At 50.8% G+C, this 25916-nt stretch carries 22 protein-coding genes; 7 read left to right on the plus strand and 15 right to left on the minus strand.

Going from position 1 to position 25916, the window contains the following annotated elements; translation table 11 throughout:
- The first annotated feature begins 73 nt into the window (after nt 1-73).
- A complete protein-coding gene (locus tag H6F76_RS21875; protein ID WP_190511493.1) occupies nt 74-1201 on the plus strand; it encodes a hypothetical protein in 1128 nt (375 codons plus the stop codon).
- Nucleotides 1202-1256: 55 nt separating this feature from the next.
- Here the strand turns inward: H6F76_RS21875 and H6F76_RS21880 are convergent, their stop codons facing one another.
- Both H6F76_RS21880 and H6F76_RS21885 read right to left on the minus strand, forming a co-directional pair.
- Complete coding sequence (locus H6F76_RS21880; RefSeq protein ID WP_190511535.1) at nt 1257-1799, minus strand: phycobiliprotein lyase; 543 nt, start codon at nt 1797-1799, stop codon at nt 1257-1259.
- A 234-nt stretch (nt 1800-2033) separates the two neighbouring features.
- Complete coding sequence (locus H6F76_RS21885) at nt 2034-3848, minus strand: ABC transporter ATP-binding protein (protein WP_190511536.1); 1815 nt, start codon at nt 3846-3848, stop codon at nt 2034-2036.
- 630 nt (nt 3849-4478) lie between these two features.
- Here H6F76_RS21885 and H6F76_RS21890 point away from each other — a divergent pair.
- A complete protein-coding gene (locus H6F76_RS21890) occupies nt 4479-7631 on the plus strand; it encodes an MFS transporter (RefSeq protein ID WP_190511495.1) in 3153 nt (1050 codons plus the stop codon).
- 189 nt (nt 7632-7820) lie between these two features.
- On the opposite strand, the gene H6F76_RS21895 is transcribed toward H6F76_RS21890, so the two are convergent.
- The 4 genes from H6F76_RS21895 to H6F76_RS21905 form a co-directional block, all read right to left on the minus strand.
- Nucleotides 7821-8324 carry an NINE protein gene (locus tag H6F76_RS21895; RefSeq protein WP_190448790.1) on the minus strand — a complete coding sequence of 168 codons (504 nt, stop codon included), beginning with the start codon at nt 8322-8324 and terminating at the stop codon, nt 7821-7823.
- A 140-nt stretch (nt 8325-8464) separates the two neighbouring features.
- Nucleotides 8465-9448 (minus strand): alpha-ketoacid dehydrogenase subunit beta, encoded by a 984-nt coding sequence (locus H6F76_RS21900; RefSeq protein ID WP_190511497.1) that lies wholly within the window; start codon nt 9446-9448, stop codon nt 8465-8467.
- A 141-nt stretch (nt 9449-9589) separates the two neighbouring features.
- Nucleotides 9590-9721: a hypothetical protein gene (locus tag H6F76_RS31145; protein ID WP_277881264.1), complete on the minus strand. Its 132-nt coding sequence runs from the start codon at nt 9719-9721 to the stop codon at nt 9590-9592.
- Between the two features lie 145 nt (nt 9722-9866).
- Nucleotides 9867-10031 (minus strand): hypothetical protein, encoded by a 165-nt coding sequence (locus H6F76_RS21905; protein WP_190511499.1) that lies wholly within the window; start codon nt 10029-10031, stop codon nt 9867-9869.
- 297 nt (nt 10032-10328) lie between these two features.
- Between H6F76_RS21905 and H6F76_RS21910 the strand changes: the two genes are divergently transcribed.
- Nucleotides 10329-11216, plus strand: coding sequence for a PhzF family phenazine biosynthesis protein (locus tag H6F76_RS21910; protein WP_190511501.1), 888 nt, complete (start codon nt 10329-10331; stop codon nt 11214-11216).
- A 23-nt stretch (nt 11217-11239) separates the two neighbouring features.
- On the plus strand, nt 11240-11518 hold the full coding sequence (gene nrtS / locus H6F76_RS21915; protein WP_190511503.1) for a nitrate/nitrite transporter NrtS: 279 nt from the start codon (nt 11240-11242) through the stop codon (nt 11516-11518).
- 101 nt (nt 11519-11619) lie between these two features.
- On the opposite strand, the gene H6F76_RS21920 is transcribed toward nrtS, so the two are convergent.
- The 6 genes from H6F76_RS21920 to H6F76_RS21945 form a co-directional block, all read right to left on the minus strand.
- Complete coding sequence (locus tag H6F76_RS21920; RefSeq protein WP_190511504.1) at nt 11620-13107, minus strand: hypothetical protein; 1488 nt, start codon at nt 13105-13107, stop codon at nt 11620-11622.
- A 400-nt stretch (nt 13108-13507) separates the two neighbouring features.
- Nucleotides 13508-14476 (minus strand): HetZ-related protein 2, encoded by a 969-nt coding sequence (locus H6F76_RS21925; RefSeq protein ID WP_199322279.1) that lies wholly within the window; start codon nt 14474-14476, stop codon nt 13508-13510.
- A 375-nt stretch (nt 14477-14851) separates the two neighbouring features.
- On the minus strand, nt 14852-15568 hold the full coding sequence (locus H6F76_RS21930) for a class I SAM-dependent methyltransferase (protein ID WP_190511505.1): 717 nt from the start codon (nt 15566-15568) through the stop codon (nt 14852-14854).
- A 2-nt stretch (nt 15569-15570) separates the two neighbouring features.
- A complete protein-coding gene (locus tag H6F76_RS21935; RefSeq protein WP_190511506.1) occupies nt 15571-15912 on the minus strand; it encodes a hypothetical protein in 342 nt (113 codons plus the stop codon).
- Between the two features lie 158 nt (nt 15913-16070).
- Nucleotides 16071-16547, minus strand: coding sequence for a MarR family transcriptional regulator (locus H6F76_RS21940; RefSeq protein WP_206756031.1), 477 nt, complete (start codon nt 16545-16547; stop codon nt 16071-16073).
- 162 nt (nt 16548-16709) lie between these two features.
- Nucleotides 16710-20735, minus strand: a complete 4026-nt coding sequence (locus H6F76_RS21945; RefSeq protein ID WP_190511507.1) for a hydantoinase B/oxoprolinase family protein — start codon at nt 20733-20735, stop codon at nt 16710-16712.
- 213 nt (nt 20736-20948) lie between these two features.
- On the opposite strand from H6F76_RS21945, the gene H6F76_RS21950 reads away from it, so the two are divergent.
- Together H6F76_RS21950 and rpsD are read left to right on the plus strand one after the other, a co-directional pair.
- Nucleotides 20949-21191, plus strand: coding sequence for a YkvA family protein (locus tag H6F76_RS21950; RefSeq protein WP_190448782.1), 243 nt, complete (start codon nt 20949-20951; stop codon nt 21189-21191).
- A gap of 110 nt (nt 21192-21301) precedes the next feature.
- Nucleotides 21302-21910 carry a 30S ribosomal protein S4 gene (gene rpsD, locus H6F76_RS21955; RefSeq protein WP_190448781.1) on the plus strand — a complete coding sequence of 203 codons (609 nt, stop codon included), beginning with the start codon at nt 21302-21304 and terminating at the stop codon, nt 21908-21910.
- 187 nt (nt 21911-22097) lie between these two features.
- On the opposite strand, the gene H6F76_RS21960 is transcribed toward rpsD, so the two are convergent.
- On the minus strand, nt 22098-22469 hold the full coding sequence (locus H6F76_RS21960; protein ID WP_190511508.1) for a hypothetical protein: 372 nt from the start codon (nt 22467-22469) through the stop codon (nt 22098-22100).
- Between the two features lie 212 nt (nt 22470-22681).
- Entirely contained in the window at nt 22682-23545 is an 864-nt protein-coding gene (gene aroF, locus H6F76_RS21965; protein WP_190511509.1) for a 3-deoxy-7-phosphoheptulonate synthase, read from the minus strand.
- A gap of 836 nt (nt 23546-24381) precedes the next feature.
- Between aroF and H6F76_RS21970 the strand changes: the two genes are divergently transcribed.
- Nucleotides 24382-24681 (plus strand): hypothetical protein, encoded by a 300-nt coding sequence (locus H6F76_RS21970; protein WP_190511511.1) that lies wholly within the window; start codon nt 24382-24384, stop codon nt 24679-24681.
- A gap of 153 nt (nt 24682-24834) precedes the next feature.
- Here H6F76_RS21970 and H6F76_RS21975 read toward each other — a convergent pair whose 3' ends face one another.
- Nucleotides 24835-25782, minus strand: coding sequence for an alpha/beta hydrolase (locus H6F76_RS21975; RefSeq protein ID WP_190511513.1), 948 nt, complete (start codon nt 25780-25782; stop codon nt 24835-24837).
- Nucleotides 25783-25916 lie beyond the last annotated feature (134 nt).

The following is a 25916-nucleotide window of genomic DNA, read 5'->3' on the forward strand; positions in this document are numbered from 1 at the left end:
TTGTTCATCATTATGAGAGTCCAAATATACACTTGGGGTACGCTGCGTTTTACTTGATCTATTGAGCACCGTTATGCCGCAGCGAACGCACATGACAGAACTGGTCAGAAACTCTACCGAACGATCGCCTGACGCTGCTGTATCTGCTGCCAGTTTGCTGCTTCACTATGGCTTTGATTTGGGTGGTGACACGATCGCGCCCTTGCTGTCAGTATGGCAAGCGCAGTACCCAGAGGCGTGGATACGTCTAGCAACCATTGAAGCGCTTTACCAGGGCCGCTATAAAGCGATTTCTGTGGAGCAAATTCTCGCTCTATGGCAGCGACGTAGTCAGCCTGTTTATCACTTTAACCATGAGTTTGAGCGGTTAGTTTGCGATCGGTTGCCCCATACCCCTGAGTCACTCAACCCGTCCTCACAGGAAGAGCTGTTTTTAACGCCAGCAGCCCAGGCGTTAGTTGCTACGGTTCCGTACCCAGTCGTTGCGTTGCCACTTTGTCAGAGTGAGCCAACTGTTTTGCACAATGCGGATGCGATGCAGGCTCTAAGAAACCTTCAGGGCGATACGACCATTGATTCGCCATCTGTCGATCGCGTCGCGGTATCAACTGCGGCACCCAACGAACCATCGCTAGTGCAGACCTACTCTTATATGCTGCGATCGGATGAACCATCACCTCAGCCGCTTGCTTATGCACAGACGGAGGGACACGCGCAAACGACTGTAGACTCAGCATTATTGCCTTCTGCGCTACCGCCTTCAGAGAGTGCTGCACAAGTGGCGATCGATGACACTGCTCAAGCTGGATTGATTGAAGCAACCAGCGCTCGATCAGACGTTGAGCAGGCGTGTGCAACCGACCACGCTACTACTGCTACAAACTCTGTGACTTTAAGCAACGGTGCTCAAATGCAGACCCCTAGCTCTCAGGCAGCTTCGATCACGAGAATTTTGCAGCAGCTCGATAACCAGGAACTAAGCGCCAAAACAATGTTTCCTGGTTTTGGGCTACTGGCTCATACGCTCCAACCAAAGCTCAGGCTGCATCTAACAGCACGTTACCAGCCTCTTTGGCTAACCGATCCGTCTGACAAGCAGCCCATTCATCAATTCACGCCCGCCCCAGAAGCCTCAGACTTTCACAGTAAGCTCAAGGCAGTCGCTCAACCTCATGATGAAGCGCCAGCGGTGGAGCCTTAGCCCCCTCCGTTTCCTTTTTGTTTGTCTTGCGTCAGGTTAATTGTTTGATCGACGGTTAAGCCTTGGTTTCGGCAGGTGGAGCCGTAACACCCTTACGAATTTCGGTGTAAAACGCTGCCATGCTAAAGCCATTTGCCTGCTTAGAGAGGCTGGTGCGTAAGCGTAAGTTTTCGCTAGCAAACCACAGCCGTTCCTCTGCATAGAGCGTCTCGTTCTCAATGATCAGTGTCACTGCGTCATCATTGCCCACTACATAGCGTCCTACGACGGATGTTTCGGCATTGTTGAGCGCGTGCAGCAGCTTGCCTTCATTAGGTTTGCTTGAATCGGCGATCGGCACTAGCACACTGCTACCGGGGTGTTTCTCCTTATCCCATGCGGTTGAGCCGTCTCCACTAACTCGCACCCCACAAAGCGCTACGGCAGGATCAAGCTTGTGTTGTTCGCATAGCTTGATCACCACAGGATCGGTCTTGGGTAGCAGCTCAACCTGAAAATCTGACTTGCCGCTTTCAGACTGCTTTAGGGTTAGATCGTGGCTGCTACGCTGCGAAAACCATTTACCGCTGCTGAGTTGAAAAAACTCCACAATATCCATCGTTAACGACGATCCTTTTTCTGGATGCTTGCTACTCACTTATTGTAAGGTCGCAGCGCTTTACTTATAGCAAAAAGGCGAACGATGAAGGCTGAGGGATAAATAGAAGCCCTTGCTCAAAGGACCTTTCAAGGTTTACGTCTGTCCTAACGTTCGCTTCGATTGCTATAAAAGCAAATGTCTTTGCTTCTGAACAAAAGGGGTAGACATGATGCCCACCCCTAACGCAGATGATTAAGCTAGCAGTTCGCCTGTTTCCTGTAAGGCGTGGAGGCGGCGGTAGATACCTTCCCTATTGAGAAGTTCGTCGTGGTTGCCGACTTCGACAATATGACCGTTTTCCAAAACCACGATTTTGTCTGCCTCGCGAACCGTGCTGAGACGGTGGGCAATGATGATCAGCGTGCGGGTGCCAAGGATGGCACGCATAGCAAGTTGAATTGATCGTTCCGACTCGTAATCCAGACTGGATGTAGCTTCGTCAAAGATCAGTACATCCGGCTCCATAATTAAGGCGCGGGCAATGCCAATGCGCTGCCGCTGACCACCAGAGAGCCGCACACCTCTTTCCCCAACGATCGTGGCGTAACCTTTGGGCATACTGCGGATAAAGTCATCCGCTTGAGCAATGCGACAGGCTTCATGGACTTGCTGAATGGTCGCGCTGGGATTGCCGTAGACGAGGTTATCTAGCAGCGTCCCGTTAAAGATATCCACTTCCTGGTGAACGATCGCCAGTCGTTTGCGGTAACTTGTTACATCCAGGCGACGTACATCGAGTCCATCCATCAAGATGCCGCCGCTGTTTGGCTCGAAGTAACGGAACAGGAGCTTGACCAGGGTGGATTTACCGGAACCCGATCGCCCAACGAGTGCCACGGTTTGATACGGTTCGATAAGCAGGTTGATATCTTTCAACACTGGGCGGTCTGGGTCATATCCAAAGGTTAAGTGCGAAAATTCCACTTTGCCTGTGAACTGGTACGGTTCAGCATCTTTGTCTCGCACCAAGCTACCTGCATCCTTGCCGTCTGGAAGCTGCATAAATTCGTGAAACCGAATCATAGAGGCATAGCGACGGGCAAAGACTTCTGCTAGTTGGCTAATCGGCTCGACCTCGGCATACGCCATGCTAGAGACTGTCAGGATGGTGACAAAATGCCCTAGCGAAATTTCGCCCCGCGCTGCTGCTATCAGCGTGAAAATTAGCACCAAGAACACACAGCTTTGTACGATCGTACGCTCATACATACCCAGCATGACGTAACCTTTGTGGATGCGATAATCCAGCACCTTAAACTCGCGACCAAACCGCTGTCGCTGGCGAGTCAGCTCTTGTGCTTCCGTCGCAAAGGCTTTTACCGTTTTAATGTTGGTGATGATTTCAGAGTTACGGCTTTCGGTGTCTTCGGTGTAGCGATCGAGCGTTGTCTCCTGTTGGGTCAACCGGGTTAAACCAGACAGGCTAAAGCTGAGAATGCCAATGAACGAGAAGAGGACGACGATCGCAATACGCCAATCGATCAGCGCGATGACTGTGACAATACCCACAATACGAAAAAACTTGGGTAGGAGCTGCCCTGTGATTTCGGGATATGTCCAGGTATGGTTCGCCAGACCTTTGGCAACCCGTGCGGCAATGCGTCCCGGATTGTTTTCGTCATAGAACTCTAGCGGTAAGGTCAGCACTTTTTCCAGCGCCTTTTGGGAATGATCCCGACGGGCACGAAAGGCCGTATCCCATTGAAACCAGGAACCCAGCCAAGGTTGAAGCGGTGCTCGACCGACCGAAACGATACCAATCAGCGCTAACAGCACAAGCAGCGAGAGCGTCTGACTTTGCGGTTGCCCTGTTGCTCTGGCAACGCTTGCAATGAGGGCTTGTACAGGTTGATCAAGCGCCTGATTAGACAACACATTCAAAATTTGCCCGATCGCGTAAGGTCCAAATAAATCAATGACTTCAAAGGCGCTCATCATTGCAATGCTAAAGACGGAGATCCGCCAATACCTGTGGTAGTAGCGAACAATGTCTTGAAATTTCGCCATGATTCCTCCTAAAACGATCGATGCAGTTTGTCGAGCGGTGTAACCGATCCGGTCTGGTTTGTAGCGGTCAGCAGTAGCTCTGCTATAGCAAAAGGATGGGGATGAATCGAAGCCCTTGCTTAAGGGAAGTTCCAAGGTTTATGTCTGTCCTGAGGTTCTCTTCAACTGCTATAGGAAGGTTTCCTTGCTAGAAATGCAGATGCTTGCCCTGTCACATGCGACGCGCAGTACGCTTCTAAAAGGCACAGCATGAAGTCTTGGTTAGTACTACAAAATTGATTAGCACTACAGAAGTAGTATTGTAATACAAACAAGTTCGCTTGGCAAAATTCCTGATGCAGAAAAAGATTGTTGGCAGTAGGCTAGTCGCCCTAATTCGTCAGCAAGGCGTGTGGTCTTATCCACTAACTAGTGATTGGAAGAAGGAGTAGCTGCTCTAAATACCCGCAAAACGCCCCTTTATAGCCATTTAATCCCTGCAAAAGCGATCGCTTCACACTCCAGAGAGATGAAAGACAGCGCGGACTCAGCCATTGTGGCAACAACTAGAGAACTGATTCCACTCAAAAGGCTTATCAACTCTCTATTCACTACAGGCTGCTTGAGTTGAGCTTTCATGGGGACATATGTATGGTGAATGATTTGGATACGATACTGGGGCTAAGTCGCCTCCCGCTATGGGTAGCGCAAGTACCTGTGGATGGGGGCGTCAACACGCCTGAAGAGGCAGCATTGGTTTTTTCAGGTCCACAATTTTTTATTGCGTTGATCGCAGGCTTGGTTTTAGCCTTCGCGTTTCAATTATTGTTAACAAATCTTTCGGTTGCAGCAGGCATTTCGTATCTTGGGCGATCGTCCGATTCTGATTCTGATAGCCATGAGTCAGGTAGCCTGGGCGGCACGGTCAAGAAGATTGGTACAGCCGTAGGCATATGGACACTGCTAACGGTGACTGTAGCGCTGTTTTTGGCGTGCCTGTTGGCGGTAAAGCTTAGTTTAATTAACAGTGCTGGCTTAGGCGCGATCGTTGGCGTTGTCATTTGGGGCGCTTATTTCGTCTTACTAGTTTTGTTTAGTTCCATGACCGTCGGCTCTCTGGCTGGTTCAGTCGTGAGTACTGCAGTATCTGGGTTTCAAGCAGTCTTTGGTACGGCAACAGCGGCGCTTGGTGCAAAAGCTGTCAACAATCAGGTTGTCGCTACCGCAGAAGCTGCTGCCGCTGCTGTGCGTCGAGAATTGGGTTCAGGGCTTGACCCAGCCAGCGTGCGCGATTCGATCGAAGACTATCTAGACAACTTGCGTCCCGCGGGGCTGGATATGTCCAAGATTCGTGGTGAATTTGAGAAGCTGGTTAACGATCCAGAGTTGAAAGAGCTTGCGGGCACTGGCTCCCCATTGGAAGTTGCTGATCGTCTGCGGAGTATCGATCGCGGCACTTTCATGAATCTAGTGAGCAGCCGCACTGACCTTTCTCGGCGGGATGTTGAGCGCCTTGTCGGTCAACTCGAATCGGTTTGGCAAGCTGTTGTCAACCAATTTCAGAAGCGAGATTCTACGTCAGAGTTGGTGGAATACCTTCGCTCTACCCAGCCTGATGCCATCAACTCAAGTGAACTGAACGCCAAACTCGATCGCTTGACTGAAGAAGTCCGCTCGCAACGAAGTCTGGTGCAGTCAGGGCAACTTGGGCAACCACCCAAGCAGGGAAGCGGTCCAATGAATCAAGCGCTCCAGTTTGCCTTCACCTCTCTGATGGGCACAGTCATGGGACGCGGCGATTTGTCTGATCTGAACGTAGAAAAAATTCTGGGTCAGCTCCAAACCGCGAAGGACAAAGTTAGCGACACGACGAAGCAACTGGCTCAGAAAGTGCCAGGACAGTCTTTCAACACCATTAAAGCGGATGTTGAAAACTATCTGTTGAACACCTACTACTGGCACTTCAACCGCGAAACGCTGCAAACTGAGTTTACGGATGCTATTTATGATCCCGAAGCTGATCCTGTAACGGTGCAACGACAACTGGAAGAGTTGGATCGTGCCTACTTTGTTGAGGTGCTAACGCAACGCAGCGACCTGACACCATCCAGAGTGGCAGAAATCGCGGAGCAGCTTGAAGCTATTCGTCTGTCAGTCTTGAGTACGGTACGGGCGGCAGCGGCTCAGGAGCAAGCGAGCGATACGCGGAGTCGTGTAGAAAACTACCTGCGCTCGACCGGTAAGGATGAACTCAATCCTCAAGGCATTGAGCGTGATTTCCGGTTGTTGCTCGACGATCGTGAGGCTGGGTTTGATGCCCTGCAAAGCCGTTTGAGCCAATTCGATCGCAATACGCTAGTATCAGTGCTTGCCCAACGGCAGGATATGACACCAGAAGAAGCTGAGCGCATTGTTAGCCAGCTTGAAAGCACTCGCGATAATGTGCTGTCGTCAGCCCGTGAAACACAAGAGCGAGTGAAAGGAGAGGCGCTGGCAGTCCGCGATCGAGTCGAAACATACTTACGGAATACCAATAAGGCAGAACTCAGCCCTGAAGGCATCAAACGTGATTTCCGGCTGTTGCTGGATGATCCGCAGGCAGGCTCATCTGCGTTGCGTGAACGCCTCCGCCACATCGATCGGGACACCCTCGTACAACTCCTTGCTCAGCGGCAGGACATCACGCCAGAGGAAGCCAATCGCATTGTCGGGCAGCTTGACGAGGTACGCTACAGCGTCATGCATGCACCGCAAATTGTGGCAACCAAGGCGAAGGATCAGTATGACCAGGTAAGCACAGCGATCGCTGACTACCTGCGCCGCACTAATCTGTCGGAGCTTGACCCTGATGGCATTCAGCGAGACTTGAAAACGCTGCTGGATGATCCGAAGCAAGGCACAGTTGCCCTACGGCAACGTCTTTCTCAGGTCGATCGCGAAACACTGGTGCAACTACTCAGTCAGCGCGGCGATCTCACCGAAGCGCAAGTCAACCAGTACATTGACCAGGTGCAGGAAGCAATTCGTCGTATCGTTCGCTCGCCTCGTCGCTTGGCATCGCGTACTAAACGGCGTGTACAGGACTTCCAGACCAATGTGGAAGGCTACTTGCTCAATACAAACAAGGAAGAACTCAATCCTGAGGGTATCAAACGCGACCTGCAATTGCTGTTCAATGATCCCCGTGCTGGAGCCAGCAACTTGGGCGAGCGCCTGTCTCATGTCGATCGTGCAACCGTTGTAGCGCTGTTGTCACAACGCAAAGACATGACCGAAGCGGAAGCCGAGCGAGTGGTCGATCAGGTGCTAGCGGTGCGTGAACAGGTGACGGCTCAAATTCAAAAGATCCAGAACCGTCTCCAGTCTGTCATCGACGGCATCATGGCACGCATTCGAGATTACTTGAACGCTCTTGATCGCCCTGAACTTAACTACGATGGCATCAAGCGCGATGTCCGTACGATGTTCTACGATCCTCAGGCTGGCTTTGAAGCGATGCGCGATCGACTCGGCAGCTTCAACCGTGACACACTGGTAGCTGTACTTAGCTCTCGTGAAGACATTTCCGAAGAGCAGGTAAACCGTGTGATTGATCAGGTCGAAGATGCACGTTCTAGCGTCTTGCGTCGGGCAGAACGTCTGCAAGGTGAGGCACAACGACGCTTGGACGAAGTTAAATATCAAGCGCAGAAACAGGTGAAGGAAACCCAAAAAGCGGCTGCCAGTGCTTCCTGGTGGTTGTTTGCGACCGCGCTTGTCTCGGCTGGTGCTTCGGCATTAGCTGGAGCGCTTGCAGTCGGCTAACTACAAAGTCTCAAAAGCTCACACCAACTGCCTCTCTTCGGAGAGGCTTTTTTTACGGCTAGTTTTGTAGATATAGCAAAAGGATGAATAGAGGCCCTTACTAAAAGGACGTTTCAAAGTTTATGTCTGTCCTAACGTTCTCTTTGACTGCTATGTCATCAGAAAACAGAATTATGCGAGCGGCAAGCGTTACACATCGAAGTAATAACGGATCGCTCCAGTATTTGAATCGTTAGTAATCTCAGCGTAGCCAACCCTTACTGCCTCCTGAAGCAACTCTTTGACCTGGTCTGGTGCTAACTCAGTATGCATAGCGGCTTGCGCTAGCGACAACTGCCCACCATTTGCCTTAGCGGCTTTCAGCAATTTGTGCATTGGGCTGACTGAGGATGAAGAGGATGGCTGTGCGGCTTGTAACGGTTCAAATAGGGGAATGTCACCAATGTTCAACGTGATGGAGTGTTTAGGGGTCGAGGTTCCGCTGTACAGCCCCCGCAGAGAGGCATTACGCTTCTCAACCATGCCAGGGATCAGTGCCAAATCAATTACTTGACCAAAACCAAACAGACCCCACGTAAAGAGATAGATCAAGCCACTACCAATGTGTCCGGTGTAGAGTCTCTGAGCACCGCCAAGCCCAAAGAGCCATAAGAACCACAAAACATATGCGGTACTTGAATTCACTTTATGCATAGTACTCCTTAGTCCTTGACCAACTCTTTGTCTTGAGGGTGCCCAAACCGGAAGTGAAACTAATTTAAGTGTGATTTGGTTAAGCCTTGATGGTCTCTACAAGCTAAGTCTAGAAGCTGACTTAAGCTATATAGCCGCAACTAAACTTTGAGCGCAGCCATTTTTTGAACCGCTTCAACAATTTGCTGGGGCTGCACGATCGTCAGGTTTTCTAGACCGCCATTATATGGTGTGGGAATATCCTGAGACGAGAGCCGCAAAACGGGAGCATCCAGTTCGTCAAATAGTCGATCGTTAATGGATGCAATGACTTCAGCCGCAATGCCGCCTGTTCGCATGGCTTCTTCCACAATGATCACACGATGGGTTTTGCGAATGGATGCGCCGATCGTGTCAAAGTCCAACGGCTTCAGTGAGAGCAGGTCAATGACTTCGGGATCGTAGCCGTCCTTTTCCAGTGTCTTGACTGCCTGCATGACATGATGCCGCATCCGAGAGTAGGTGATGATAGTGACATCTTTGCCCGATCGCACCACTTCCGCCTTGTCTAAGGGCAACAGATACTCTTCCTCTGGCAAGTCTTCTTTCAGGTTATACAGCAGGACGTGTTCAAAAAACAGCACCGGATTGTTGTCACGGATTGCAGACTTCAGCAGCCCTTTAGCGTTGTAAGGAGTGGAACACGCCACAATTTTGAGTCCTGGCACTGCCTGAAAGTAAGTTTCTAACCGCTGCGAATGCTCTGCGCCCAACTGCCGACCCACACCACCGGGACCGCGAATCACCATTGGAATCTTGAAATTGCCGCCGGATGTATAGCGCAGCATCCCAGCATTGTTCGCAATCTGGTTAAATGCCAGCAGCAAGAACCCCATGTTCATGCCTTCAATAATCGGACGCAAGCCTGTCATAGCGGCTCCGACAGCCATTCCGGTAAAGCTGTTTTCGGCGATCGGTGTATCTAGCAACCGCAGATCACCGTACTTCTTGTGTAAATCCTTCGTCACTTTATAAGAACCGCCGTAATGCCCCACGTCTTCCCCCATCACCATGACGGTCTGGTCGCGCTCCATTTCTTCGTCGATCGCTTCGCGCAGGGCATTAAAGAAAAGTGTCTCTGCCATTAGTTCCTCTCATTACGGCACGTCTGTGATTTTACAAGAATCTTGGGGCGTTTAGCTTTTAGCCGTCAGCTTTCAACCGTCAGCTCTTGCCGTCAGCTTTCAGCAATCGGCTCTCAACTATCCATTCTCCTGCACGCAATGTCAATTTTGAGCGACCCAGTGCGACAATAGCCCCAGCACGATCGCTGCCACCCACATCTGCACCAGCATTGGATTAACCAGTACGATCGCGACACCCATTGCAAGCAGTCCCGTACCAATTAGTCTAACCATTTTGCTCACCAGTCAACGTCTACTCCTTCCTTCGGGTGGCGGTAAGAAAATCGGCAAGATTGTTGAAAAAGCTAGCCAATAAAAAATCCCCTGAGCTGTAATTGCTTAGGGGATTCTCCGATTGCAGTGGGTAAAGTTAGTGCCTTTAGTCTTGTGTCGTCCAGCGCGCAAAAAGACGGGTGCGATCGCCAATTGACTCAGTGATCCAGATCATTGCCATTTGTGGTTTATATGCAGGTCTTGAAGCCGTAGATTCATGACGAAGAGCATCAACGGATTGTGTTTCTTGTGTGTGAGATAGAAGTTGCATATCGGGGGCATCCCTTTTGTAAACATAGGTATTAATATGAAACTTCTTCAAGAGGAAAAACGTGATTCAAAACATCACCTCGGCGTGATTTTTCTCTGAAAAACAGGTGACTTGACGTTTCCTTATTAGGAAAAGGTGTTTCGATCTAGAGAAACTTGTCAGCAAGAATGGCATAAAAGCCTGTGTTTGCAAGTGTAAATCTGCCAGCAATTACTTTGGTTACTACAAATAAGTAGATCGAACCTGCGTCTAAAAAGTCTGTAATTTGCACACAAATACTAGCGAATCTGTAAAGTCATGTCGTGTTTATCCTTTTACATCGTTGATGTGTTTGCCGAAACGAAGTATGCCGGAAACCAGCTAGCGGTTTTTACGGGTGCCGAAGCGTTGTCTGCGGTAGAAATGCAACAGCTTGCTAAGGAGATGAACTATTCAGAAACAACGTTTATTTTGTCGTCCGAGCTGCGATCGAATGGGTATGATGTGCGGATTTTTACACCTAATCAAGAGTTGCCCTTTGCTGGACATCCAACTTTGGGAACCGCGTTCATCTTGCAGCAAGAAATTGTTCAGAAGCCTGTTGAGACGATCGCACTCAACCTTAAAGTTGGTCAAATTCCTGTCAGCATCCTTTACAAAAATGAGCTGGCTGATGTGCTGTGGATGGAGCAGCGATCGCCTGTTTTTGCTGATGTGTTTGCAGCAGAGACGATCGCGCCTATCCTTAATCTTGCCTTGACCGATATTGATACTCGCTTCCCTATTCAAGCAGTTTCAACAGGCGTTCCTTTTATCATTGTGCCGCTTAAAACCCATCAGGCATTGAAGCAAGCCAGGATAAACAAAGACCGTTACTTTGCTTTCATTGAACATACGCAAGCAAAAGAAATACTGGTCTTTTGCCCAGAAACTTACAGCCCTGACAATCATCTAAGCGTGCGCGTCTTTGCTGACTCGCTAGGCATTCCTGAAGACCCGGCAACTGGTAGCGCGAATGGCTGTTTGGCAGGGTACTTAGTGCAACACTCTTATTTAGGTCAGCCGTCGATTGATCTTCGCGTTGAACAGGGCTACGAAATTGGTAGACCATCGCTTCTACTACTCAAAGCCACAAAAACGGCAGCCCAGATACAAGTTTCGGTTGGCGGTCGTGTCATTTTGGTAGCTCGAGGCAAATTTGTGTAACGACGTTTGGAGTGCATTCATTAATGCAATTAGTGAGAGGCTATATTGCCAGTCTGTTTGACGCAGAGTTTGTGGTTACAGGTTTCAAGACGGCTGTTTTTGTTGGCTCTCTGCTCTTTGTGATTAATCACGGCGGCGCACTGGTGCGAGGAGAAATGAACCAGGAACGCTGGCTCTCTGTCCTTGCAACGTACGCTATGCCATACCTGGTGAATGTTTATGGTCAGTACAGCTACCGCTACAAGCTGAAGGAGCAAAGCTCCCTGTCAGGTAATGTCAAAAGCGCGCGATCGACACACTGAGGTTTCAGTCTCATCCTCTGGTTTCGTACATGGCGCTTAGGGACGTAGAGATCTAGCAGGCGATCGCTGGTAAGTGCCTCAATGGTCTTAGTTAGCTCAATTCACTTGTTTTTCTCTGCTTCTGCTTGGGCAGCATAAAGCGCCTTCAGTGCGTCAAGCTGTTGCTCAACGTTTTTGATAATTTGACCCAGTGCGGGTAGAACGCTCAGTTGCTCGGAGTCAAGTGCAGGATAAAAGCGCGTGCGTGCGCGAATTTCAGTCACTTTGTGCTGAAGGTTCTGAGCGATCGTGAGAGCATCGCGGCTCAGGCTAGCGAGCTGTTGCTGCTGGTAAAACTTAAGTGCTGCGCCTCGTAACACTTGTACGGTTGCTTCTTCTCCATGCGTTCCTGGCATGACACGGAGCCGCAGGAGTAAGCGTTGTTTTTGATAAAGCCGTTCAATTTCAACCTGTTTGGGCTTTTGGACTGGCAGCAACGGCAGATGCGTTAGTAGCTTTAGCTCGTTCACAACGCCCTGGATCACATCCAGGGGCAGCGCTTCCAATACCGACTGCAAAACTCCATCCTGGCTCCAAAGGATACGCCCATGCTGGGACTGTCGTTCAAAATAGAGTCGCCCAATGCCACCCACAAGCAGCCGACCCAAGAGTTCTACCAGCAGTTCTGAGGGTGGTAAAGCTGCTAGAGCAGTGACGGGTTCTGAAAGATGCTTTGGCTCGACTGCCAGCAACGGCAACGCATCACCAACGCTTGGTATGGCTGGCAGTGGGTTAGCAAGCGGGCGATCGTCTGACAGGATCAGGGTTTCGTGCAGGCGCTTATCATCATTGGGCAGAGCCTCTGGTCGCTCATCTGGGGCAATCTCAGGGGCGGGTTCCAGGATGGTTGCTGGCGGTTGCACCGATACCTCTGTACGATCCAAAGCCGGTAAGACTAGAGGCGGCGAAGCCACAGATTCTCTAACCAGGGCATTGAGGTCTTCCGGGCTATCGACCAGCAACGTTGGGTGAGAGTTTTGATCCTGAACGGGAGGCGTTGGGGCTAACGTCGTGTCGCTTGCTCTCGGTGCGCCCTTTTTGGTTGCGTCCTGAGTGAGCCGTTGCCCGGTATGTTGAGCGATCGCGCGTGTAATACCTTTGGGTCTGCTCGGCTGTTTTTGACTGCCCGTGTAGCTTAGATAGGCAGAAAGCACGGCATGATGCACATCGGTCGAAAGCGTTTGCGGCGCGAGCGAACAGTTCATATACGCCAAAATGCGGCGGACATAATCTAGCGCTGCGGCATCGTCCAAGTTAACCATGCCCAGCTTGAGACGGCTGCCTTCTAGCGAGAGCGGCAGTAGTTGGTGGTAAAGACACGCCTCAAAGGGAAGGATGCTGTCAACCAGACGAAATACTTGTTCGGCATCGACCTGAGTTGTCCAATCTACTTTAGGCTTTGCTGAAGCCACAAAGTCCTTCATAGCTGCTGTCTGTGCTTCAATTTGGTCGCCCTGTGAAGACACCATAAGAGTGATCTGAGCCTGTTTGTGCTGCTGGTAATGTGTGAAATCGCAGACGTAGAGCCAATGAGCATAGATGCCAAGCATGATCGCCTAGTTGCTCCGGTTCACCCTGATTCAAGTCTATGAAGTGATGTCTAAAACTTAGCCTATTGCAAATGCTGAGCCGATGTTCATGCATCATCGATCGCCCAAACGGACTCGTTTAAACAGCGGTGGTCAACCGTGGAAACGCTTCCCGTCCTGGCTGTCTTTAAAGTTGAGACGGCGTATTTTATGTAGCTACAGGCTGTAAATTACCCTTCCTTCTTATTCTGTCGCATTTTACAGCTAAGAGACTGCTTAGATTTGTAAGCCCAGGCGTACAGGCTCAGACTCATAGGCTCACGTTTGCAGGCTGGCAGTTACACCGATCGCTGACTAGCAAGAGGTCTATAGAGTTACTGGAAAAAACACCTTTTACTGATAAACCCGTTGCTCTAGCATACTAGCGACCCGACTCCGGCGCATTGCCTAACCAGGCGACAACAAGCTCTTGTTCTGTTTTAGAGGCGAAGACGCGTACAGCATGGTAGTTGATCTTTTCACGTAGACGGTAGACTTGGCGCACAGGCATATCTAGCGCTTCGGCGATCGCTTCTTGCGATCGTCCTTGTAGATAGAGCCGCAACCATGCCGCCGCAGTATCACCCAGCTTCTCGCTCAGGTACGCCTCAAAGTTTTGGGAAACAGCGGCGCGTAATTCCTGTTGCTCTTGTACGGCTTGGGCATCCTGATATTGAGAAACAGCTTGCGAGTCGAGCAGGCTGACGGAACCTTCAGCATCATCAGGTGAGATTTCTTCGGAAACCAAACGGATGAACTCTTGCGCGGGCACCTGGGTCATGCCACCTCGCTGCGATCGACGCAGGTAGTTGACAAAGCGGTACGACAACAGTGGTTGATTGCGGATGGGACGCAGGCAGTATTCCTCAGTGCTTGCCAGCAACAGAGCATTGCGCAACCGCGCATCGGTCGTACATTTGGAGATCCAGAGAATTTGCTGCTGCATATATGAGTCGGTTTGCAGCAGTTCTTGGATTATTTCTTGCAGCACATCAACGACAGTGCGCTGACGATCGCGCGAGAGCGCAATCCAAGTGCGAATTTTGTTTCGAATGAGAAACAGGCTGCTCAACCGTTGAATCAGACTTTTGTACGCGCGTTCGGGTCCAAAATCGAGATAGCGCTGCCGCAAAATCCGATAGCGGTAGTCCATTGCCTGCTCTGCAATGTGCCGTGCTGTGGGCGTGAGGTCGTCAAACCGCGCTAGATTCTCGCCCATTAGCCAGCGTACAATGCTCTCACGAGTCGCAGCGCTATGACCTGGGATGTCTGTCTCTAAGCGCGATCGCCAATCGGTTGCGATTACTTCAGCCAATACCATCGTTTCAGTCAATACCATTGAGGTTGTCATCCCAGTCGTCCCTAAACGCCCTCTTCAAAGAGTGTGCCTTACACCCCCTACTTAGCGCACTCACCCACAATGGTTAATCTAGGTTGCCAACTTCAGAAAACTGGGGTTGGCTGACTGGTTGCCGAGCGCCGACCCAAAGGTAGCGCTTAACGGCATCACTAGCATTGTACTGACCGCATTCCAAAGTTCAGCATTCTAAACGATGAGTTTTGCCACGATGAGTTTTGCCTAAGTGATCGCCGCTAATGGACGTGCGATCGCCTGCTCTCACCGCAACACACCAGAGAGACAATGAAATCTAGTCATCGGAGCCTTAACTCAACACCCTCCTCGGCAAGCGAGTTGATATTGAGAACTGGAATGACAACGTTCAGGTTAACGGATGCCACCAAAGACTGCTAGTTCAAAAAACTTAAAGAAACAGTCTACTTGCTGGAAGCCGATCGCCCGTAGCCACTCGCACTGCACGTCAACAGGCACCAGAATGTTTGCCTTTTTGTCCTTACGGTAGACAAACGTTTGCCCAATTTCTTCCCGCGATCGCGGGTCGCCTTGCGCTTGATGCCATTGATAGATTGCCTCTACCAGCGTGTCGTTAAACAACGCTTCAACCCAGGGTGTCGCAGAGGCAACATGTTCGATCTGGAGGAAGCCACCACTCGATCGCAACAGGTGAAAGATCTCGCGATAGAGTGCCTGTTTGCGATCGTTCGGCAAGTGGTGAATACAGTAACCCGACAGCACCGCATCGAATGGCTCTAGACCGTTTTGCCAGTCTGGTGTGTAAAGGTCTGCCTGTACAACGTCTACCCGTTTGCCAAAAGGTTGCAGCCGCTGCGTTGCCTGCTCTAGCATTGGTGGCGAAAAGTCGATCGCCGTGACGTGTGCCTCTGGGTAATGGGTCAGAATCGCATAGGCGATCGCCCCATCACCACAGCCCAAGTCAGCAACCCGACGCATGGGCAGTTCCAACTGATCCAGCACACGTAGGGCAATATCGATCTGCTCTGTAGCGAAGGGAATTGCGCCCCGTACGCCCGTCAAAAAACGTTCCGCCACCGTGCGGTTTTGCCAAATTTGATCAGTTCTCATGCTTACGTGCGGTCCGAAGCCAAACTGTTGGTGCTGAGGGGTACCATGCCCCCCGTAGTGGTCAGCCCCAAAAACATTGATTCATTTGGCTGGATCAAATTACCTGTAAGGACACATCGTTCTTCTTGCTGAGCGATCGCTGCGACGGTAGCGCGAATGGTAGGGAGCGCTTGAGGCGAATAGGTTCCCGACTTTTGCTGCACATACTGCCAGAGTACGTCGCGTATGAGTGCCTGATAGCCCTGGTTGCCAGAAAGCTCTTTGAGTTTTTCTTTTAACTCCCGCTCCAGTCGAATGCTGGTGACTTCCATGTCAGTTGTGGCGGTGCGGGTCAGTGTATGCATGACGGGACTCCTAATACTATAGATGGTCGTAATACAAGTGTAGTATGTTGAGTCAGTTATGCAAGCGATCGCACCCCGTTACGGGTAAATGAAAGAAATGGATGGTATGGCTGGATACCTGACAAGCCATCGTACCGTTGGCGTTTGACCGTGATGCTCTAGAACACCTCTCGCAGCTTTTTAAGAGACAGACGGATGTCTTCTAGCTCTTGTTCGCTTAACTTGCTAAAGCGTTCTTTAAGGTGAGCCATGTGAGCCGGAAAGGTTTCCTCAAACGTGCGATCGCCTTCACTCGTTAGCACAATCATGAAGCAGCGGCGGTTTTCTGGTGGTACTTCACGACGCACCAAGCCTTTGCGCTCTAGGCGATCGATAATGCCGGTTAACGTGCCTTTTGTGACCAGCGTTTTTTCAGCCAGTTGCCCCATTGTCATTCCAGGCGTGTTGCCCAGCGTGCTGATCACATCAAACTGCGGTGCCGTTAAGCCCAGTTGCCGGATATGCTCTTCATCGTAAGCACTAAACGCTTGAAACGCCCGCGCTAACTCTCGCACGACTGGCAAAAATGGTTCTTTGGCAGCCTGCCGTGTGGCTGTTTGTGACTCTGCCTTACCTTGAATGTTTGCTTGCGTCACCGTATCACCTCTAAAAACGCGTTCGTCAGTCAACTTTATGACACAGTCTAAAAGTTGATAGTACACATACACTTATAGTATTACACAGACAGTACTAATTCAAACAAACAATCGATCTTTGATCTTAGTAAAGACATTGTCAGGGCAACTGTGTCAGCATTTTCACTCAAGCAAGGGCGACCCATAACCGCCTCCGCCAGGGGTTTCAATTACAAAGGTATCGCCGGGTTGCATAATGACTTCTGCTTTGCTGCCTAAAGGTTCGATCGTGCCATCGGCTCTTTCCACCCAGTTGCGTCCCACCGCTCCAGCGGCTCCACCTGCTAAACCAAATGGTGCTACCAGACGATGCCCAGACAGAATAGCGGCGGTCATCACCTCACGAAAGCGGATGCGGCGAATCACGCCATTTCCACCTTGATACGAACCGGCTCCACCGCTACCGGAACGGATCACAAAGTCTTCCAACTGAACCGGAAAGCGCCATTCCAACACTTCTGGATCGGTGAGGCGAGAGTTGGTCATATGCGTCTGAACTGCATCCGTGCCGTCAAACGTTGCCCCTGCACCCGAACCACCGCAGATCGTTTCGTAATATTGGTAACGCTGATTACCAAAGGTGAAGTTGTTCATTGTCCCCTGTGACGCTGCCATGACGTTCAATGCTCCATACAGTGCATCGGTGACAACTTGCGAGGTTTCTACATTACCCGCCACGACTGCCGCTGGATAGCGAGGATTGAGCATACAGCCGTTAGGAATGATGATGTTTAGGGGTTTGAGACAGCCTGCATTGAGCGGAATATCGTCATCGACCAGACTGCGAAACACATAGAGTACAGCCGCTTTGCAGACAGCAACCGGAGCGTTAAAGTTGTTGGGCTGCTGGGGTGAAGTGCCTGTGAAGTCGATCGTGGTGCTGCGAGTAGGACGATCGATCATCACCGTGACCGCAATTTGACTGCCATCATCCATCACGTAAGTAAAGCTGCCATCCGTCAACACATCAATGACGCGGCGCACCGACTCTTCAGCATTATCCTGAACGTGCCGCATATAAGCCTGCACCGTCTCTAAGCCATAGTGCTGCACCATTTTATGGAGTTCCTGCACACCACGTTCGTTAGCCGCAATCTGCGCTTGCAAATCCGCTACATTTTGCGCCGGATTGCGTACCGGGTAATTGCCCTCCGTCAACAATGACAGCAACTCTGACTCTCGGAACTGTCCCTGATCCACCAGTTGAAAATTGTCGATCAGGATGCCTTCTTGCACGATCGACGTACTGTTGGGCGGCATCGATCCTGGCGAAATACCACCAATATCAGCGTGATGTCCACGCGATGCGACGTAGAAAAGCGGTGCAGGGAGTGGGGAGTGGTATGTAGGGGGAGAGTTTTGAGTAGCGCGTTGTGCCGCTTTGCTAGAAAGTTTTGAGTTTTGGGTTTTAAGCTCTCTATTCCCCTGCTCCCCTGCTTCTGCCTCCTGCCTCCTGCCTTCTGTCTCCTCTCCCCTCTCAAACACTGGCGTAATCACCGTTATGTCGGGCAAGTGCGTCCCCCCGTTATAGGGGTTGTTGAGGACATAGACATCTCCTGGCTTTAGCGTGCTGCCGTGGGTAGTGATAAGCGATTGGACGCTTTCGCTCATAGAGCCAAGATGCACTGGAATATGAGGCGCATTGGCAACCAACTGTCCATGCTGATCAAACACGGCGCAGGAGAAGTCGAGGCGCTCTTTGATGTTGACGGAATAGCTGGTGTTTTGCAGCGTGAAGCCCATCTGCTCAGCGATCGCCATGAACAGATGGTTAAAGATTTCGAGCAGGACGGGATCGGGGGAATGGGGAGTGGGGAGTGAGGAGTGGGGTGAAGAGAGAGCGTTTTGAGTTAAAAGTTTTGAGTTAGAAGTTTTGAGTTCTACATTTTCGGTCTCCCTCCGCTCCCCTAGCGCCCCCTGCACCTCTACTCCTGACTCCTGGCTCCTGACTTCTAACTTCTGTAAAATCAGATGCTTTCGCTCTGTTAGCTCCGCCTGCCATCCGGGTGTAATGACATTGGTGCCTGTGGGCTCGATGATAAGTGCAGGACCAGGGATGCGATCGCCCGGAAGCAAGTGTTCGCGCTGAAACACAGGAGTTGCCTGCCAGGCATTGACACTATAGGTTTGAACGACGGCGATCGGCTCTAGCGGTGTCGTGCGAGTTTCGGTAATGATGGGTTCGTCGATCGTATTAGTTGTGCCGATCGCCTCTACAGATATGGCTTCGACAATCAACGCCTTGTTTTCAGCAATAAAGCCGTAGCGCTGGCGATGTGCGTGTTCAAAAGTGGCAGTCATCGCGTTGCCATCACCAAAATTGACGATCAGCGCCGAGTCCGTGCCTTGATAGCGTAAATGAGCTTTGGGTAGCACGTGCATCTGCGCTTCCAGAATGCCCTGCTGGAGCAGTTCGGCTTTTGCGTCTGCTATGAGAGTTGCAAGGGTACGTTCAAGCTCTGGTAGTAACGTTTGGTTTAAAGGTGCTTCGATCGCCCGTTCGCGCATGACGCGCACATCTGCCAAGCCCATGCCATAAGCTGATAAAACGCCCGCAAACGGGTGCAAAAAGACCTGCTTCATCCCCAAAGTGTCTGCGATCGCGCAGGCGTGTTGTCCTCCGGCTCCACCAAAACAGCAGAGGGTGTACTCACTCACGTCATAGCCACGCTGGACAGAGATTTTTTTGATGGCGCTTGCCATTTTTTCGACGGCGATCGCCAAAAAGCCCTGAGCCACCTGTTCAGGCTTCTTCACGTTACCTGTTGCAGACTGAATGGTTGCTGCCAGGTCGCTAAATTTCTGCTGTACCACGGCGCTATCAAGTGGTAAATCACCAGCCGCCCCAAACACTTTTGGGAAAAACTCTGGCTGGAGATTGCCTAACATCACGTTGCAGTCCGTTACCGTTAGTGCGCCTCCTTTGCGGTAGCAGGCAGGACCCGGATTCGCCCCTGCCGACTCTGGTCCCACCCGATAGCGTGACCCATCAAAGTGCAACAGCGACCCGCCACCTGCGGCTACAGTATGAATTGCCATCATCGGTGCCCGCAGCCGCACACCTGCTACTTCGGTTTCAAATTCCCGCTCATATTCGCCCGCGTAGTGAGCCACATCAGTAGACGTGCCACCCATATCAAAGCTGATGATTTTCTCCAGCCCAGCAAGTTTGCTCGTTTGCACCGCTCCCACAATGCCGCCAGCGGGACCTGACAAGATGCTGTCCTTGCCCTGAAACGATCGAGCATCTGTTAAGCCCCCATTGGACTGCATGAATAGGAGTTGGGGAGTGGGGAGTGGGGAGTGGAGAATGGAAGTAGAGTTTTGAGTTTTGAGTTCTGCACTCTTTGTCTCTATGTCTCCTGCGCCCTCTGTTCCCCCTGCTTTCCTCCCGGCTCCCGACTTCCGACTCCCGACTCCCGATTCCCGACTCCCTCCCAATTCCTCGCCCACCTGCTCTACATAGCGTCGCAAAATGGGAGATAGGTAGGCATCAACAACAGTGGTATCCCCCCGGCTGATAAGCTTCATTAAGGGGCTGACCTCATGGGAAACAGAAACCTGGGTGAAACCGATCGCTCGTGAGATCGCGGCAGCTTTCTGTTCATGGTTGGGGTAGCGGTAGCCGTGCACAAAAACGATCGCGCAGGCTCGAATGCCGTCTATATATGCCTCTGTTAAAGAAGTAGTAAGGTGTGCTTCAGCAGTTTCATCAAGCGGCACCAACGCTTCACCTTGAGCGCTGTAGCGTTCTTCAACTTCAATCACTCGTTCGTACAGCATTTCGGGCAGAACAATGTGCCGCGCAAAAATTTTGGGACGGTTCTGGTAGCCAATCCGCAAGGCATCACGAAAGCCCTTGGTGATGACAAGCACGACACGATCGCCCTTCCGTTCTAACAAGGCATTAGTAGCAACGGTTGTGCCCATCTTGATCGCGGCAATCTGCTCAGTCGGAAGCGGCGCATCGCTAGCGATCCCCAGGATGTCTCGAATGCCCTGCATGGACGCATCGCGATAGCGTTCGGGGTTTTCGGACAGCAGTTTGTGTACTGTCAGGCTACCGTCTGGTCGGCGCGCCACAATATCGGTAAACGTGCCGCCCCGATCGATCCAGAATTGCCAACGTGCGTCAGTATGAGTCGCCATCCCAAATCCTTGCAGTGTCTTTGCTTAGACCTATTGTGGCAGCGATCGATGGCTGCTGCTATTGGCAAGGCATAGTCTCAACAGTCTGACGATTACAGAACGTACTCTGTCGTACTTCCTACCCCAAAAGCGCTTCGGTTATCCCTAGCAAAGAAGCGCTAATAGCCGCGTCAAGCTTGCGATGATTAAAGCTGTAATCGCGAGGCTTAGCTCATGTCTTTCCCACTCCACTCTGTTTACAACTGGTATCGTCAGCTCATCGCCAACCCTAAATACCGCTGGTGGATTATGGCTGCTACGGCAATCTATGTCCTCAGCCCGCTCGATTTTTTGCCAGACTTCATCCCGTTTCTTGGTGAAATTGATGATGCAGTACTTGTAACCCTCTTTGCGACCGAAGTTTCACAGCTTTTGCTCGATCGTATCAAGTCGTCTAAAACCCAAAAATCTGCTTAATTGTTAGGTAACGCTCAAAAAAACGCAACATTTTTCTTTAAAGTTGGAATCGTCAGAGCATATACTAGATGTTCTTGCTAAAACTTTTAGACGAATTTAGAGGAAGTTAGATGTCGCGATATCGAGGTCCACGACTGCGGATTGTGCGTCGGCTGGGAGATCTGCCTGGGTTGACTCGCAAAGCACCCAGACGTGCATACCCACCTGGTCAGCATGGTCAAAACCGCAAAAAGCGTTCTGAGTATGCGGTTCGGTTGGAAGAAAAACAAAAGCTCCGCTTCAACTACGGGATTACCGAACGACAACTGTTGCGCTACGTGCGAAAAGCGCGTCGAGCCGCTGGTTCCACAGGGCAAACTTTGCTGCAACTGCTGGAAATGCGTCTGGATAACACCATTTTTCGCCTAGGCATGGCTCCGACTATCCCTGGTGCGCGTCAACTGGTGAACCACGGGCATGTTACCGTTAACGGTCGTGTTGTTGATATTCCTAGCTACCAATGTCGTCCTGGCGAAGTCATTGGTGTGAAAGATCAAGACCGTTCGCGCAAAATCGTCGAAACGAACCTGCAATACCCTGGTTTGGCGAATCTACCGAGCCATCTAGAGTTTGACAAAAACAAGCTCGTTGGTAAGGTAAATAGCGTTATTGATCGTGAGTGGGTCGCCCTCCAAATCAACGAACTGCTGGTGGTTGAGTACTACTCACGACAAGCATAGAATTCGGCTATTTTTCGTTCATTAGTTTTACCGCGGCATTAAAACAATAAATAAAGCCTCCTGAACCCGTCAGTCAGGAGGCTTTTTTTAGTGATGATGAGGAAAAGTGAGAAACAGGAGCCTCTGGCTAGTAGCTACGGGTCTCACGCAAGGTTCCTGTTTTTTGACACTCTCGGTTTTTGAAGCTTTACCCCCAGGAGTCAAGGTCTAATGCTTGCGATCCACCCTGCTCTAGCTGCATCAAGATCTTGCCCAGTTGTGACCAGATGAGCCAGCCAATGAGAATAGTAAGCGGTAGGGCGATCGCGTAAGACAGTTGAGTGGTGAAACCAAAGACTTCCATCCCAGACGACAAAAACAAACAAATGCCTAAAGCAATGCCCACAAAGGGTAAAAAGAGCTGAAAGCCTTGCAGGGTTGCTAACGTACGGGTCGATCGATTTTTAGACCAATCTTGTACAGCTTTTTTCAAAATGGATTCGAAGGCAGCTCCAGAAACCAGGCTAAAAAACAGCCCAGCTACTAACAGTACGTATGGTGGTTCGGGGAAGGAATACATACAGAATAAAAGCGATAAAGTTTTGTTCTTACCCTACACCTTTTTGGCTCTTCGCCCCTATAGGCTCGGGTTAAAGCAAATGGTAGCAAGTAGCGGTATTAGTGAGCAGTGTCGGTAATGACGAACGATGCGATCGTGCTTGCGGTCATCAAACAAACGGTATAAAAACCAAATGATTTTGCTTGCTGAAGACACGATCGCCGCATTCCAAATTAAGCCATCACCAATTGCTTTGAGTCTACAACGCTGTCTTTGCTCAACGTGCGCCCGATCGCCCGCGCGACCGGCTCCAAGCTCTGCACAAGAGACACCATTGCTTTTAACGAAAGCGCCTGACGTGCATCTGAGACAGACTGATCAGGCTCAGGATGACATTCAATAATGAGACCATCAGCTCCGCAAGCAACAGCGGCTCGTGCCAGATCAGCGATCAATTCACGCTTACCGGCGGCATGGCTGGGATCTACGATGACGGGCAAATGAGTTAACTGACGGAGTGCAACCACTGCACCTAAATCCAGCACATTACGAGTGTAGGTGTCGAAGCTACGAATGCCACGTTCGCACAGCACTACATTGGGGTTGCCATGCGCCATGATATATTCCGCTGCCATCACAAATTCTTCAATGGTTGCTGAGAGTCCCCGCTTCAGCAGGATCGGCTTGCCTGCCTGCCCCAGCGCCTTTAACAACTCGAAGTTTTGCATATTGCGGCTGCCAATTTGCAGCATATCGGCATAGGCAACAACAGGAGCAATTTGGGCGATCGACATTACCTCAGTCACCACAGGCATACCGTAGCGCGATCGTGCCTCTGCCAGGATTCGCAGCCCATCCACGCCCATCCCCTGAAACGAATACGGGGAGGTACGTGGTTTGTACACACCTCCCCGCAGGGCGTGAATAGGAGCCACTGAGAGCTGACTGGCAACTTGCTCCATCTGCTCGGCACTCTCCACCGTACAGGGACCGCCAATGATGATGACATTGCTGCCACCGATCGCTACTTGTTCAGACAACTGAATAACGGTGCGATGGTCGGGATGAGACTTCGTGACTAACCGGGCATCCAACATGAACTTACTCCTTAGCTGTGTATTTTGACGGGTGGGATTTGCACTTGTGCAAACAAAAAGCCCGGAACCTCTGGGTTCCGGGCTGTACGAACGAAGGCGCAACAGACTTTACCCGGAACAGTGCCTGGTCCAAAAGTAAAAGCCGTAAAACCAACTCATTAGCGCTGCCATTGTTTCCGCTCTCTTCGCTCGATAACAAACCTGATTCTGGTGACACCTTAAAACTAAAAAACCGCAGAGCTGACTCTGCGGTTCACCTGGACACGTTCGGCTCGAACGGTTGTCACTCCAGGTGAACCGATGGATACCAAACGTAAAAGAAAAAGGTTTTGCTGCTCATTTGCCTGCGTCGCTGAAAACTTGACTTGATGCTTATCTGAACGTAGCAGAGGGATCGGTGAGAGTCAAGTACTCGATCGACGGATACATCCGTGTCTAGAGTAACTACTGATATGAATGCAGTAAACAACGTTACTACCTCTGCCGGTCTACATAATTAGGAATATTTGTTGCAAGAGTAGGTGAAGTTGATAGGAGGAACTGTTAGAAATACTAGTAACTACTGTCTTAAAGAAGCAACGCTGACTAGATATATTACCAGTAGCGCGATCGTACAGCATCACTTAAAAGCTGGGGATCGATCAGTTGCAGTTAAGGGAGTGCATCTTACGTTCGTCAAGCTCGATCCTTTCTAGACTTATGAGTGGCACTGTTTTTAGATTCTTCCACTTTTAGCAACTTTAGTGGACAGCACACTGGTTAAATGAATCAAGCCTTGGCGGACGGCTTCATGTTTAAGTTACTGCCATAACACAGCGGCAAAACTGCTCGTTTTTATGAGAACCTTGTACCGACTGAAGCACTGGATGATCCTGCCCACAGGTGTGATAACCGCTGTACTTGGCACGACGATCGCACTTGGCTGGTTAGCGTTTCCTGATCATACTGTTCCTGTCGCTGCGGCTACCCCTTACTCGTCTACAACTCAGCGTTCTGTTGACTCTGTAGCGGTCTTTTCTCTAACAGCGGTGCCGCAAAATATGACTCAAAGTCTAGACAATTATGAGCCGCCTGACAATGGAGGACCCAGTACAACAGGTGGCTCAGGAACGCGCTGTTACATCAAGAGCGTTTGAAGTGAACACATATACTTCTATAAGTTAATTGGCGACAGGCAAACATTACCTGATTAGCAAGCGTTTCCTGGCATGGCTCTCATGTCGCTGGCTGAAGTCCGTTGCCTGCGTTGCAGCTCTAGCACGAAGGGTTATCATTCGCTCGTTTGTTGTCTACCGCTTTAACCCAGGTGAGTCAGATTCGCTGTGCAGAAAGGAGAGAATGGCAGCGTTGACAAACTCAGGTTGCCCGCCCGCAGCATAGTGCCCACAGTTGGGAATGATTTGGAGTGTGGCATGGGGCAGGCGATCGCGCAATTGCTCACCATCGCTAACCGGAAACCAGCGATCCTGGTCTGCCCACAAAATCAGCGTCGGGCAGGTCACTTGCGACAGCTTTTCTTGCACAGAACGAATGAGGTTTGGTTGCCCCTGTTCTAGCCGCTTAATTTCGCGAGCGGCAAGCTGGAATTCTACTGCTAGTTTAGTCAGCGTACCAGGGAACTCGATCTGCGGATACGTACTCCAGTAAACGTCCTCGATCGTGGCATGAGCTGGATCGGCAATGACTTCCTCGCGCAGGGCATAGACAACCTGGCGAATTACCGGATCAAGTAACTTTGTGAGACGCAACTGGTCTGCTAACTCTACAAAGCCCAGTGGTACCTCTGCGAGGAGACGCATGCCCCAGTTGGGTAATTCTTTCGGAAAAATCGGGACATTAAGCAGCACCAGGCGATCGCACAGCGTTGGCTGAGACTGTACTGTGGCAAGCGCGACCAGTGCTCCTAGCGATTCGGCAACAATCACGGCAGGTTCGTCACACAGTGCCTGAAGGATGCGCTCTAGCTCTACTACTTTGTGGTTTGCCTGCTCTGGTTGCAGCGGCTTGTCGGAAAAACCGCTGCCTTTCGCATCAAAACAAATCACCCGAAAGTGCTGCGCCAGCGTTGCAATATTGGCGTGCCAGCAATAGCTCCAGCTAGCAACCCCATGGACAAAGACGAGTGGCTTGCCGGTTCCTTTTTCGCCATAGGCAATGGCAACAGAGCGATCGCTGGCATCCTGAATTGTTACTGTTTGCCGTCCCTTTGGAAAGGTTGCCTGCCACCAGTCTTGCATCGTTGCTGTATCCTTCAAAAAACCGTTGTCTAAGTAAGGCTGAATCTGTATCAGTCTAGACTCTCTTTGCTTTAGGATAAGGGCATCCACTGGCGGTGAGTGCACTCACACTGCGCTTTCTACACTGGCATAAG

It is taken from the genome of Leptolyngbya sp. FACHB-321, assembly GCF_014695975.1.
Lineage (GTDB): Bacteria > Cyanobacteriota > Cyanobacteriia > Leptolyngbyales > Leptolyngbyaceae > Stenomitos.

Bases quoted from the DNA above. Each gene is read 5' to 3' on its own strand.
- H6F76_RS21935 (WP_190511506.1), bottom strand. From the start codon at position 15,912: ATGCATACACTGACCCGCACCGCCACAACTGACATGGAAGTCACCAGC.
- H6F76_RS21945 (WP_190511507.1), bottom strand. From the start codon at position 20,735: ATGGCGACTCATACTGACGCACGTTGGCAATTCTGGATCGATCGGGGC.
- H6F76_RS31145 (WP_277881264.1), bottom strand. From the start codon at position 9,721: ATGGTTAGACTAATTGGTACGGGACTGCTTGCAATGGGTGTCGCGATC.
- nrtS (WP_190511503.1), top strand. From the start codon at position 11,240: ATGCAATTAGTGAGAGGCTATATTGCCAGTCTGTTTGACGCAGAGTTT.
- aroF (WP_190511509.1), bottom strand. From the start codon at position 23,545: ATGTTGGATGCCCGGTTAGTCACGAAGTCTCATCCCGACCATCGCACC.
- H6F76_RS21920 (WP_190511504.1), bottom strand. From the start codon at position 13,107: ATGCTTGGCATCTATGCTCATTGGCTCTACGTCTGCGATTTCACACAT.
- H6F76_RS21875 (WP_190511493.1), top strand. From the start codon at position 74: ATGCCGCAGCGAACGCACATGACAGAACTGGTCAGAAACTCTACCGAA.
- rpsD (WP_190448781.1), top strand. From the start codon at position 21,302: ATGTCGCGATATCGAGGTCCACGACTGCGGATTGTGCGTCGGCTGGGA.
- H6F76_RS21905 (WP_190511499.1), bottom strand. From the start codon at position 10,031: ATGCAACTTCTATCTCACACACAAGAAACACAATCCGTTGATGCTCTT.
- H6F76_RS21900 (WP_190511497.1), bottom strand. From the start codon at position 9,448: ATGGCAGAGACACTTTTCTTTAATGCCCTGCGCGAAGCGATCGACGAA.
- H6F76_RS21930 (WP_190511505.1), bottom strand. From the start codon at position 15,568: ATGAGAACTGATCAAATTTGGCAAAACCGCACGGTGGCGGAACGTTTT.
- H6F76_RS21970 (WP_190511511.1), top strand. From the start codon at position 24,382: ATGAGAACCTTGTACCGACTGAAGCACTGGATGATCCTGCCCACAGGT.
- H6F76_RS21895 (WP_190448790.1), bottom strand. From the start codon at position 8,324: ATGCATAAAGTGAATTCAAGTACCGCATATGTTTTGTGGTTCTTATGG.
- H6F76_RS21890 (WP_190511495.1), top strand. From the start codon at position 4,479: ATGGTGAATGATTTGGATACGATACTGGGGCTAAGTCGCCTCCCGCTA.
- H6F76_RS21925 (WP_199322279.1), bottom strand. From the start codon at position 14,476: ATGACAACCTCAATGGTATTGACTGAAACGATGGTATTGGCTGAAGTA.
- H6F76_RS21950 (WP_190448782.1), top strand. From the start codon at position 20,949: ATGTCTTTCCCACTCCACTCTGTTTACAACTGGTATCGTCAGCTCATC.
- H6F76_RS21960 (WP_190511508.1), bottom strand. From the start codon at position 22,469: ATGTATTCCTTCCCCGAACCACCATACGTACTGTTAGTAGCTGGGCTG.
- H6F76_RS21975 (WP_190511513.1), bottom strand. From the start codon at position 25,782: ATGCAAGACTGGTGGCAGGCAACCTTTCCAAAGGGACGGCAAACAGTA.
- H6F76_RS21910 (WP_190511501.1), top strand. From the start codon at position 10,329: ATGTCGTGTTTATCCTTTTACATCGTTGATGTGTTTGCCGAAACGAAG.
- H6F76_RS21880 (WP_190511535.1), bottom strand. From the start codon at position 1,799: ATGGATATTGTGGAGTTTTTTCAACTCAGCAGCGGTAAATGGTTTTCG.
- H6F76_RS21885 (WP_190511536.1), bottom strand. From the start codon at position 3,848: ATGGCGAAATTTCAAGACATTGTTCGCTACTACCACAGGTATTGGCGG.